Source organism: Agrobacterium vitis (assembly GCF_014926405.1).
In the GTDB taxonomy this organism is placed as follows: domain Bacteria; phylum Pseudomonadota; class Alphaproteobacteria; order Rhizobiales; family Rhizobiaceae; genus Allorhizobium; species Allorhizobium vitis_H.
In genome coordinates this window covers 52,098-64,153 of sequence record NZ_JACXXJ020000002.1, presented here as the reverse complement: position 1 = coordinate 64,153, position 12,056 = coordinate 52,098, and the positions used below count along the sequence as shown (strand labels likewise).

The following is a 12,056-nucleotide window of genomic DNA, read 5'->3' as shown; positions in this document are numbered from 1 at the left end:
CTCCGCTCCCGACGCCCTGACCATTCCCGATCGCTGATTATGGGTTAGCTGCTCAAGAAGCAGCCGACGTTGTTTCGGATTCAGTTTTGCGAGCAACATCCCATAGGAAGCCGACAAGCTCGCGAGCGACCGCGGTGATGGCCACGTTGCTCTTCTTACCTGATCCGACTAATTTGCGGTATCGTGCGCTCAACCTAACCTGGGCTTTCCAGGCGATGTCATTAATGGCCTGCGGGACGTCCGGGCGTCGCTTATGCATCCAGTTCCCAACCTTGGCCTGAACGCGGTAGGACCAGGCAGCTTCGAACAGCAGGGCGCGAAGGGCCGAGTTGCCTGTCTTGGTTATCCCGCGTGGCCGAACGGAACCGCCGCTTGAGTGCTCTCCAGGAATTAGTCCAAGGTATGCCATTAGCTTCCGGGGATTGTCGAAACGCGAAAATATTCCGATCTCGGCGACCAGTGTTGCGGCAATGACCAAGCCTATGCCTTTGAAAGCCTGCAGGTTCACCACTGTACGTGCCAAGGACCATGTCTGAGAAATGACAGCGATCTGATCTTCCAACTCCTTTTTGCGGGCCTCGGCCTGTTCCAGTCGATTCAGATAGCTTTGAAACGCGATCTGCTGCGCATAATGTTGGAAATGTCGATTGCGTAGCCAGGTCCTATGTCGCGACGTCCATGACTTGGCCGAATACCGAAGGTCATGCTTCAACAAAAACAGTTGGATCAGTGTTCGAGCTTTCCGCGCATCGTGAGACGCGACAGACCGGGCTCGCACTAGGTCCCGCATCGCCTCGTGCACGACATCAGGAACCCAAACGAAGGTAAGTTCTCCGGCGCGCAACAGCCTTGCAAGCATCACGGCGTCGCGGGTGTCGTTCTTCTGCCGATTGCCGGGCCGGACAGGGGTATGGCTTGGCGCGACTACCCGGCAAACAAAGCCCAACGCCTCAATTTGCCGAAAGACATTGTATCCACACGGCCCCGCCTCGTACAAACTCAACCCGTCCGTGCCTGCTCGAAAGTTTCTTTACAAGTTTGGAGATCGCGGCTGGCTCGTTCGGAATAGCTCCGAAGAGGCGGACCTCGCCAGAACGGCCAGCGTCTGCAATGGCAACGGAGATCGAGTCTTTGTGGACGTCCAACCCAATATATGCATCGTAGTCAGTCATGATGAATCCATCCTCCTATCGGCCGAAATGGCACCAGGCTATGCTGCGCTCACTGAGCGACATCGCAAGAAGGAACGGTCATAGCATCTGGTTATTCGCAGGCTCGGACAAGGGCGGTGAGCGCATCGCCAACATCCTGACCATCATCGAAACGGTCAAACTGCACGGCCATAATCCGGAGCTCTACCTGACAGATGTCCTGACCCGGATCCAGGATCACCCCAAAGACCGATTTGAAGATCTGCTGCCCTGGAACTGGATGCCAGCAAAAGCTCGATGCGAGGCCGCCTGATGGCTCGCTCGAGGTTCATCTATACGCTCAGCCAAGTCGCCGGCATGATCGGCGAAAACCTCGAACTGATCGAAGAAGTAACCGCAAACCCGGACAACATCTCCGAGGGCGAACTGGTTTACGTCAGCGATGGCAGTGAAGATGGCCCGAAGGGTCTGACCGGGAATGGCATCGAAGAACTTCAAAGCCTACTTGCCGACATCAGGACGTGGGACGGCGGTATCCGCGAGTTCCTCATCGACACACAGTGCGATCCTGAAATAATCGACCGCGTCATGGCCGATGAAATGAAACGCGGCTCGTAGCTTCCATCTCTCGACACCCGAAAACGCTTTCGCCGGACGCTCACAGCGACGCGGCGGCGGCGGCAGGATATATTGAATTGTAAATGTATCCAGTCTCGAGAATTATACACGGATCGCCAATGAATATGATGATAAAATTTGAATATAATTAAAACAAATCTATCTATTTAGTGTAAAGTGGAAATATATGTGAAGCACAGTTTCATTACATTGGGAAAATAAACAGATACATTTCGAAAAAATACATTGATTTGCTAAACCTAATAAACAAATTATTCTGGTTTCGATATTTTTATTCCGACGTTCCTACATCGACATCCAGATGGGGGCTTAGATGAGAAACTTCACGATCGATGCCCTGATTTCGCCATTCCCAGATAGCCATTTCATCTTCAGATCGATCTGAGATTACCCAGTCCGCAATCGTTGCAGAATTTCCTGGTGTTCCTTTTCTCCAACGTATGTGTTTCCGCTCGTCTGTCTCATGAGGTCGAGCCCTGCCTGTGTTAATGTCGATTGAGAACTCAGCCCTCTCGCCGGAATTCAGTAAGGCCGCGAAGTCGTAGCATCTGGTGACCGCAGCGAACTTTAGGTGAGGGCGTTTAGCTTTGATCATTGTATCCTCCTTGACGTAGTGCGCGAGTCTCACTGCAGCTTGATCAGAGTCGAAAGCCAACAAGACATCTTTATCGACAACCCGATCCAACAAATTTCTGGACACTTCGGAGAAAACAACATGTACCGCCACAACCCGCATGTCCTGCATCAGCAAGGAATCAATCCAGGCTTTGCCTGCCAAATACAAATCATCGACTGTGGGTTCACTAACTTGACGCAGACGGGCTAATCGGCAAAGTTCTTCAGGAAAAAGAGCGGGCATCAAAGCGATTGATTTTCTCCAATCAGATGCGGGCTGGGCTGTTAAAACTGCGTCGACAAAGGCACCACCGTCCGGGTATTCAAATGTGTAGAAAAGTACAACAGCTCTTTGATGGTATACCGGTCGGTGGCTAAGCCAAGCCACAATCACGTGAGCCTCGTAGTTCCTGCCGTCTAGGAAAATGGTGGCATCTGGATTAGCCGAGAATACCTTCCCCAATATTTCGTCTAACAAAGGAATATGATCAATGGTTTCACGATACCTATCCTGTATTATCCCATTGGACACCTCTCGAATAATAACAGGCACATTATTGATGTCTGATGAGTGAATTTCATTGAAAAATTTATCTCCCAGTTTTTCAGACACTCGCCAGGTATTAAGATCATGAGAAACCACAGGGATATTATCTGAAGTTAAACAGACGTCTAACTCGCTCAGATTACGTCCTCCTTGCCCCAGCGCGGCTAACAATGAGCTCGCGGTGCATTCTTGAATGCGGTTCCCTAAATTGAACATTCCTCTATGCTCAATGACCTGTAAGGGCAGGTTCTCCTCGAGCCGCTCTAGAAGCTTTGGGACAGAATGGCGTGCGAGAACCTCAGGGGGAGTGACGTTTTCTGGAAGATCCCAATGAAGCGTCCAAGCCGGCCAAGCGGTTCCTTCCATCTTGTGTGGCCTACGCTGACAAAGCACCTGCGCAAAAAAACGGGACGTCAGGACGCGTCTTGATGAGAAAACAACAAAGCATTCTTACATTCATAGCCATCTGCGAACTAAAGCGGATTGCCGGGAGCAAAATTTGAATTGTTGCGATCTCGAGCTAAAAGTGACAAGCAAAAAACTCGGTGCGACGTATAAAAATACCGGCAAGATATATATTTAAATGATGGATAAAGGCTGACAGTTTTAACTAATAATGTAGTGGGGCTCATTAACCTAGCTGGAATCACTGCCCGCCTAATCAGTCAGTGTCTTATTTTCGGTGTCAGTTTGTCCCCCACTATACGATTAGTTGCGCAAAATACTCAAACTGCAGGCCTCACATCGCGCCGTTGCCGGCGGTTTCACCGAAATGTGGGCCCTACTTTGAAAAATCGTCCAACAACATAAATTTGATGAGCTAAAAAACGAAATGCTTCGGTGCGTCTCAATTGATTCAAACCGCAATCCCGTGATTGATGCTATCGGGTAGCCAATATTAAGGGTACTCAAGCACGTATAATAATCAACCTAGACTGATTGACATTCAAAAAAGAACCCTCTTGTTCGATATGGATCACAGTCGGCCGATATTCAACGTTATCGACTGCTCGCATATACAAGACCGGCGTGAACTTGAAATCGTCCTACTTGCTACAAGGAGAGCTTATCTTAGGTTTGCACAACAGGATCTCATACCTGCTCAACGCTCCTGGATAGATTCTATCATTGATACCAATGTACCGATTGATCCAGCTATAGACGAAGTGGTCAAGCGCTTTCGCAGTGTTGCTTGCTTGCCAGCACCGGTAGGTATGTCCCTGAATATTGTACTCAATGATTCTCTAATGTACGTTTATTGTTCGTTTCAAGAAATGCGAAGGTATGCATGCGAGCGATTTTATGAGGGCTTTTCCGGCAAAGGCGTGGTCATCTCCACCGTTCCACCCTATTCCCAAGGAATAACAAAAGAAGCTATGAGGTGTTGGCAGAACGAGGTCTGTCACATTACAAACAATGAAAAAAATGATTTGGATGCTTATATTGCTTTCCTTCCGAATACTTCGCTTCAGAACACAAGTTTCTCGCACGTGAAGATCGACGGCGATGCCTTCCTGGCGCCATCCCGGGCTGACCCTTTCTGTGTTGAAATAGTCGCGGTCGGCAAAGCTCTCTTTCAGGATAACGGCCTGAAAAAGGCACCCAAGGCGGGGTGGTCAATGGCTCTCACCTCCTTGTTGAAGCGCTTGGTCTAATACGCACATCTGTGCGAGCGGGAATGAAGCAAAAGTGTCCGATTGTAACGAAATGTATCGATCCTATGTAATGATAATAAAATTATGTAGCCTGCATGCAGAGAATCAGTGTATTTTGAATATGTACTTTAATCGCCGATGTCGTATTGTTGTGTGTTTTATGAATAATAAACTATTCTCTATGGATATATCTGGTTAATATTTGGTCTTGAGCCGCAATCTAATCTTTGAGCCGTTCTGGCACTCAAAGCAAACTGTAGGTGCAGTCTATGGAGTTCTCTGATTTAATTTTACTTGGGAATCCTGACTGCTGAATTATAAAATAATTCATGTTCTAATCTGTGAAGACGCATTAACTATAAATTTTATATATCGATTTTTATTATATCAAGCAGATGTTTTGATTTTGGGAACGACAAAGACGAACTGAATATTCTATCAATTTCAAGAATAATTCTAAATGAAGCGCAGATTTGGAAAACAGCTAATTCAGAACATCGGGGAAAGAACGAAAATTTATCGCTTTTTCTAACGCTGCCCCGATTGCTAACAGACGGTGGTCTGAACCCGCTAATCCATCAATTTCCATTCCAACAGGCAAGCGATCAGGTGTAAGGCCGACAGGAAGGCTCAACCCAGGTAGGCCTGCGTTGCTGCTTGGATCCACGTTTCGCACGTAGATCTTGAAAGTGTTCACCATTGAGCCATTGTGGATGACTGAGGAATCCTGACCTATGGCTTTGGCCGCCAAGGGTGCAGTTGGGAAGAGGATTGCATCTAACCGATAGAGTCTGAAGTAGTTGCGATAAGCGGCTTGGAGCCTTGGCCTGAAGGATTGACGCGCCAGTTCATATTCAGCGTTGGAAATTTGATGTCCATCAATTTGTGCATTGACAATGTTCGCTACATCGGGACTACGAATTTCTTTGATAACGTCAGAAAAAGAAACTGTTCCCACAAAATCGTCGAGATACTGTTTTAGGGCGTGCGGAAATTCATAAAGCGCAATTGGCAAACTTGCACCGCTGTTCAGATCCTCTAGGTGGGGGATATCGGCTTCAACAAACGTTACGCCTCTGTTGGCCAGCAAGCGAATCGTCGTTTCAGCCGCGAAGGCCACATCAGCATCAAGGTCATCGTAAAAGTAGGTAGTGGGGAGGCCGATCCGAAGCCCCTTCAGCGGTATGGGTAGAATTCTCGCCGGTCTTCCGGAAATAACCTGGTCGAGGATTACAACATCGGCTACGCACTGCGCTATGATTCCGGCGGTGTCCCGGGTGGGGCTGACCGGTATTATCCGATCTCTTGGATATCGACCAAGCGTCGGTCGAAATCCTACTACGCCACACAGGGCTGCGGGTAGGCGAACAGATGCCCCGGTATCGGTGCCTATGCCGCCTAACATCAATCGGCTTGCCACCGCAGCAGCCACACCACCGCTTGAGCCTCCTGGTATCAGACTTGGATTCCACGGGTTCCGCACCGCCCCGGTGGCATAGTTGTTGCTCGTAATTCCGAACGATAACTCATGCATGTTTCCCGAGGCACCCGGCAGTGCTCCAGCTGAAAAAAGTCTTTCTGCGATGCGGGATGGTATCTTTGGCAAGTGGTTTATCAGCGCTGGCGTAGCAGCGCTTGTAGGAAATATGCCGGTCGCGATGTTCGCCTTGAAGCAGAGCGGAATGCCGCGAAGACCTACCCCGGCGTTTCCATGGCGATCAATTTTTTTGGCCCTCCGCCGCAAGCCACCCCAGTCTGTTGCCAGAAGGGCATTCAATGCTTTTGCAGCTTCACAACGCGCGATTAGAGTTTCTACTAGTTCTAAGCATGAGTAGTCTTTCCGTCTTAGGCGTTCTAGGGTTTGTGCTAACGAGGTAATGGGCACCATCTTTCTGGATTGGGGATTTTAAGCCCATTTCAGATCAAATAAATATACCGCGCTTGGGCCCAAATTGCGCGATTATTGGAGGGAATTTCCCAATCACGGCGTATGATGCGAATTATTGGAGGTATTAAGGGCACTTTTTCAAACGGAAACAGTATTGTATCAATCAATATTCAACCTGATTGAGCGGCGAGGTGGACCCGCGTGAATATTCTATTGAAAAACGCCAAAATTGTCGCTTTCCATTGGGATGTCAATGCACAGTATTCCCCGATTCTCAACTTAAATAGAAACGGTTGATGTCTTTAGTTATCTACACAAAGACCAATCTTCCCTAGCAATGTCAGCCTCATCTCTTCTTGATAAACAATGCGATCATTTCTCTACCAAAATTGTGGATCTGATAATGGTCGACAAGGCTGATGAGTTGGACCGCCGCGTTGCCGCAGCCTTCTCAGAACGAGAAGCTTCGAGGGAAAGAAGAATTAGTCAAATTTCCGGCGAGTGCAACGCTGGGTTAGCTTGCAAAAGGCTTGCCGACGGTCGCTTTCCGGAGATCTCAGCCGGTCAGAGGGTCGCAGTCCTCTCCGCTTACATCTATGTTGGCGAGGAAATTCTGAGGTGGATACTCGAACCAGAAGCTTCGGTGCGAACAAGAGTGAGTGGTCTCGTTGCCATCGACCTTGCACCATCTTGCATGGATATCTCCAGAGCTCAACTTCTCCAAACCATGAATTTGCTGAGTGGTAAAAGATGTGCACCCAGCGACCTTAGTCATTTCGTGGCCATTTCAATCTCTGAGACTGCCCGCTCCCGAACCCTGCAAATGGCGCCGTACGAAGAAGGCTTGTTGAAAAGCGTTACCGGGTTTACCGTAATCATTGAAGAGGCAGTACCATTTGACATGGTAGCTTATGGTCGAAACCTGATGCTGAAAGCCTCGGCAGGGTCCTTTCCAACGATCGACTTGCTCTACGACTACAGGTTGTTTCTCGACAAATGTTCAGATAGTGGGCGGATCGGCTTCTTTCCAGAAGATGTTCCCAGGCCAAAAGTAGCGGTCATTGGGGCTGGCATTTCCGGGCTCGTGGTGGCAAGCGAACTGCTTCATGCTGGCGTAGACGATGTTACAATATATGAAGCAGGTGATCGGGTTGGAGGCAAGCTTTGGTCACATGCTTTCAAGGAAGCTCCGAGCGTCGTGGCCGAAATGGGGGCGATGCGATTTCCTCCTGCTGCATCGTGCTTGTTTTTCTTCCTCGAGCGGTACGGTCTGTCTTCGATGAGGCCGTTCCCAAATCCCGGCACAGTCGACACTGACTTGGTCTACGAGGGTTGCCGATACATGTGGAAAGCCGGGCAGCAGCCACCGAAGTTGTTCCATCGCGTTTATAGCGGGTGGCATGCGTTCTTGAAGGACGGTTTCCTTGAGGGAGATATTGTGTTGGCTTCGCCTGATGCTATCACTGAGGCCTTGAAATTAGGGGACATTAGGCGGGCTCATGACGCCTGGCAAATTTGGCTGAACCGTTTCGGGAGGGAGTCGTTCTCTTCAGCGATAGAGAGGATCTTTCTGGGCACGCGTCCTCCCGGTGGTGAAACATGGAGTTTCCCTCATGATTGGGACCTATTCAAGCTAATGGGAATAGGATCTGGCGGGTTTGGTCCAGTTTTTGAAAGCGGGTTTATTGAGATCCTTCGCTTGGTCATAAACGGATATGAAGAAAATCAGCGTATGTGCTCTGAAGGAATCTCAGAACTTCCACGTCGGATCGCCTCTCAAGTGGTTAATGGCGTGTCTGTAAGCCAGCGTATACGCCATGTTCAAGTCAGGGCGGTTGAGAAGGAAAAGACAAAAATAAAGATAAGGCTTAAGAGCGGGATATCTGAACTTTATGATAAGGTGGTGGTTACATCTGGACTCGCAAATATCCAACTCAGGCATCGTCTGACATCCGATACCACCATTTTTCGTGCACCAGTGAACCAAGCCGTTGATAACAGCCACATGACGGGCTCTTCAAAATTGTTCCTGCTGACTGAACGTAAATTTTGGTTTGACCATATGCTCCCGTCCTGTGTCCTCATGGACGGGGTCGCAAAAGCAGTGTATTGTCTGGACTATGAGCCGCAGGATCCGAACGGTAAAGGTCTGGTGCTCATCAGTTATACATGGGAGGACGACTCCCACAAGCTATTGGCGGTCCCCGACAAAAAAGAGCGATTATGTCTGCTACGGGACGCAATTTCGAAATCGTTCCCGGCGTTTGCCCGGCATTTAGTTCCCGCTTGCGCTGATTACGTCCAAAATGTTGTTCAACATGATTGGCTTACAGACGAGAATGCCGGCGGAGCTTTCAAACTCAACCGGCGTGGCGAGGATTTTTATTCTGAAGAACTTTTCTTTCAAGCGCTGGACATGACTAATGATACTGGAGTTTACTTGGCGGGTTGCAGTTGTTCCTTCACCGGTGGATGGGTGGAGGGCGCTATTCAGACCGCGTGTAATGCCGTCTGTGCAATTATCCACAATTGTGGAGGTGTTTTAGCAAAGGACAATCCTCTCGAACACTCTTGGAGGAGATATAACTACCGCAATAGAAATTAATCTGCGTATCCTGTTACAAGTATTGCACGTTTTATAAATTGCTATTAATGAATCTTGATGTTTTAACAACGAATATGATGGTGTAAATAAAATTTCTGTAATTCTATTAACTTCCATTATGTTGAAGTGCGCAGTAATATGTTGAGGTATAGTTAAAATATCAACTGTCGCGTTTATTGAAATGGTAATATTATTACAAATATAGAATATCTTTTATTTTGTCACAATGACAACGACTGCAAGAAGTAAATAATAGACACCGTTGTTAAGGAATTGCTATCATATGTGCCTAACAATATGGACATATTTAAGTCAAATATGAAATAGTCGCCCTTATTTTGACGTCTCACCTAATCAACTATTACAAACGATTTCACTCTCTCGCCAGCAATGATGATTAATCAGCGCAGACAAGTGGCAGTAAAGCGCGGAAAAACGTCCTCAAGTGGCATGAATAGCTGCCTCTATAGTGCTGATTTAGTCAGCCTTATTTTGACTTAAAGGCGCCTGCGTTGGTGACAAATTGCTTTCAAGGAAACAGCCGTGCCCCACACTTTGTTGAAAAACAAGTTGCCCTTTGGAGAGACGCTAAAGCCATTTGCTCTTCAATAAGGAATCTCGAGGAAGACAATATAACAGCCTGTGATGATACACTTCTCGAACCAAAAAAATATCAATTTGTATTCAAGATATCGCAAAACACTTATGGATCTCTGTCTAATTTTCGGTCCAACTTGTACAGGAAAGACATCGACCGCGATAGCTCTTGCCCAGCAAACCGGGCAGCCAGTCCTTTCTCTCGACCGGATCCAATGCTGTCCTCAACTGTCAACCGGAAGCGGACGACCAACAGTGGAAGAACTGAAGGGCACGACCCGTCTATACCTTGATGAGCAGCCTCTGGTGAAGGGTATCATCTCAGCCAAGCAAGCTCACGAGAGGCTGATCGCGGAGGTTTATAATAATGAGGCTCACGGTGGGCTTATTCTTGAGGGAGGATCTATCTCGTTGCTCAAGTGCATGGTGCAGAGCAGTTATTGGAGCAACGATTTTCGTTGGCGTATTATTCGCCACAAGTTAGCAGACGAGGAGACCTTCATCAAAGCGGCCAAGGCCAGAGTTAAGCAGATGTTGCGCCCCGCTGCAGGCCTTTCCATCATCCAAGAGCTGGTTCATCTTTGGAATCAGCCTCAACTGAGGCCCATACTGGAAGGGATCGATGGGTATCGATATGCTATGTTGTTTGCTAGCCAAAACCAGATTACACCCGATATGCTATTGCAGCTTGGCGCAGACATGGAGGATAAGTTGGTGGAAGGAATAGCCCAGGAGTATCTCAGGTATGCTCGCCTGCAGGAGCAGGAATTCCCTTCAATTAACGCAGTCGCTTTCGAAGGATTCGAGGGTCATCCGTTCGGAATGTAATAGGATCTCCTGGCGCCCTGGGGATTCGCTATGTTTGCGATTGGCAACGACGAACAGCCCTATCCGATGAAGACAAAAATCGCAGAACGAGTTGGTGGAAGGGATAGCCCAAGAGTATCTCAGCTATGCTCGGCTGCAACATCGCCGCTACGCAAAGCCAAAGATAGATCTATCTTTGCATAATAAAATACGATTAAGTATATTATGGAATGTTCGATTGGTATTCGTAGATGTTTTATTGTTCATGGGCGTGTTTCATTGTGTATTGTATTCTCATAGTTTTGAAACGAGACGTTTCATAAATAAAATTACGCACGACTAATAATAGTAATAATAATATGTGTTTGGGCCACAATTGCTGTATTTAGACCATATTAATTGCATTGCGAGAGACGAAAATGACGAATTTTATTTCGGTACTGGATGATATTAGAAACATGAAAAACAACAAGATTCAAAGCACGCGTTGATAGATTAAGTTTTCTGGTAACCGCGACACCTAACGTGTGAGATGGCACGATCCCAATGCGACAATGGGATAGTGAATGAGATCGGATAATTGGAACTCTCTCGTTTCCTCTTCCTCTTCCTCGTTTTCGATACCTTCGTTATCCTCTCCTTCCTCAACATAATTACCTTGCCTGGCGTACCAACCATAACCTTGACCGCGGATTACATCAGTCCTGATCCGTATGAACAACTGGCTCATCAGGATCGCTAAAAAAAAGCCGTTTGTACTCGGACCGTGGTGGTAATTAACGAAGCCTCCTTGACCGCAACTCTGTTGCAAGATTGCGTTCATTTCTTGTGGATCCAATAGCCATGGGGGCATTGCGGTAGCTACTGTCCCGAAGGCCGGAGAGTTGGACGGTAATAGGCGATTGAGACCACACAATTGCGCTGTTACTTCATCGACGTAAACATAGGTGAGCCTCTGGTCTGAAAGGAGATACTCGTCATCGTACTCATTTGGGTTAACAACGGAGCGGTTAAAGTATACGAGTTGTGACAGGGTGGATCTGAAATCGGTACGAGCCTGGCGCAAGTGTTGACTCAACTCACTAACTCGTAGGATGCGTCTAAGATCGCGAACCTGCCAAGTAGGAACCGTCATTTCGTATATTGCCGATTTGCCGAGGGGCTGTGACAGAAATGGAGTGATGATTCGTGTTCTTATAGTGAATGGGCAAGCGATTGTGGCCGACTCGATAGCATTTTCACGAGTGCACTTGGTAGCCTCGTCAGGCAATCAGCGCGCAATAGTCGCCGCATGTGGAAATATTTCTCCAATCAGGCGCATTTTTCGCAAAATGTGTCATATTTTTTGTCTTTTTTGTCCCAAAAGTCGTGGATTGGGTAATTAGATCGCAGAATGTGGCAAATTCTACGCCGAACTGCTTTTTGACATTTACGCCCCAACTTTTTCTTCGGTGGACCACCGTCGGCACGAATTGTTTGTCTTTTTTAAAGAGCGCTTGGTGCAAATTTCAGATTTCAGAGAAGATATCTATTCCGTCTGAGGCAAGTTTTC

The 12,056-nt window shown here is 47.7% G+C and carries 7 protein-coding genes and 2 pseudogenes; 5 read left to right on the top strand and 4 right to left on the bottom strand.

What is annotated here, in order from left to right; genetic code table 11:
- Positions 1 to 52 precede the first annotated feature (52 nt).
- A pseudogene (locus tag IEI95_RS01150) lies at positions 53 to 1,172 on the bottom strand (IS110 family RNA-guided transposase).
- A 76-nt stretch (positions 1,173 to 1,248) separates the two neighbouring features.
- On the opposite strand from IEI95_RS01150, the pseudogene IEI95_RS01145 reads away from it, so the two are divergent.
- Positions 1,249 to 1,464 (top strand): annotated as a pseudogene (locus IEI95_RS01145) (transposase domain-containing protein); the annotation flags it as partial.
- Positions 1,464 to 1,769, top strand: coding sequence for a hypothetical protein (locus IEI95_RS29690; RefSeq protein WP_070147012.1), 306 nt, complete (start codon positions 1,464 to 1,466; stop codon positions 1,767 to 1,769). The pseudogene IEI95_RS01145 and the gene IEI95_RS29690, both read left to right, overlap by 1 nt.
- Positions 1,770 to 2,061: 292 nt before the next feature.
- Here the strand turns inward: IEI95_RS29690 and IEI95_RS01135 are convergent, their stop codons facing one another.
- The gene (locus tag IEI95_RS01135; RefSeq protein ID WP_081344251.1) at positions 2,062 to 3,318 is read right to left on the bottom strand and encodes a glycerophosphodiester phosphodiesterase family protein; all 1,257 of its coding nucleotides are present in this window, start codon (positions 3,316 to 3,318) and stop codon (positions 2,062 to 2,064) included.
- 605 nt (positions 3,319 to 3,923) lie between these two features.
- Here IEI95_RS01135 and IEI95_RS01130 point away from each other — a divergent pair.
- Complete coding sequence (locus tag IEI95_RS01130; protein WP_070167544.1) at positions 3,924 to 4,607, top strand: RolB family protein; 684 nt, start codon at positions 3,924 to 3,926, stop codon at positions 4,605 to 4,607.
- A 484-nt stretch (positions 4,608 to 5,091) separates the two neighbouring features.
- Here the strand turns inward: IEI95_RS01130 and iaaH are convergent, their stop codons facing one another.
- Positions 5,092 to 6,495: an indoleacetamide hydrolase gene (gene iaaH, locus IEI95_RS01125; protein ID WP_070167543.1), complete on the bottom strand. Its 1,404-nt coding sequence runs from the start codon at positions 6,493 to 6,495 to the stop codon at positions 5,092 to 5,094.
- A 337-nt stretch (positions 6,496 to 6,832) separates the two neighbouring features.
- Between iaaH and IEI95_RS01120 the strand changes: the two genes are divergently transcribed.
- Entirely contained in the window at positions 6,833 to 9,100 is a 2,268-nt protein-coding gene (locus IEI95_RS01120; RefSeq protein WP_032494182.1) for an FAD-dependent oxidoreductase, read from the top strand.
- A gap of 705 nt (positions 9,101 to 9,805) precedes the next feature.
- Entirely contained in the window at positions 9,806 to 10,525 is a 720-nt protein-coding gene (gene ipt, locus IEI95_RS01115; RefSeq protein ID WP_070167542.1) for an adenylate dimethylallyltransferase Ipt, read from the top strand.
- 499 nt (positions 10,526 to 11,024) lie between these two features.
- Here the strand turns inward: ipt and IEI95_RS01110 are convergent, their stop codons facing one another.
- Entirely contained in the window at positions 11,025 to 11,639 is a 615-nt protein-coding gene (locus tag IEI95_RS01110; protein WP_070167541.1) for a RolB family protein, read from the bottom strand.
- Positions 11,640 to 12,056: the final 417 nt, after the last annotated feature.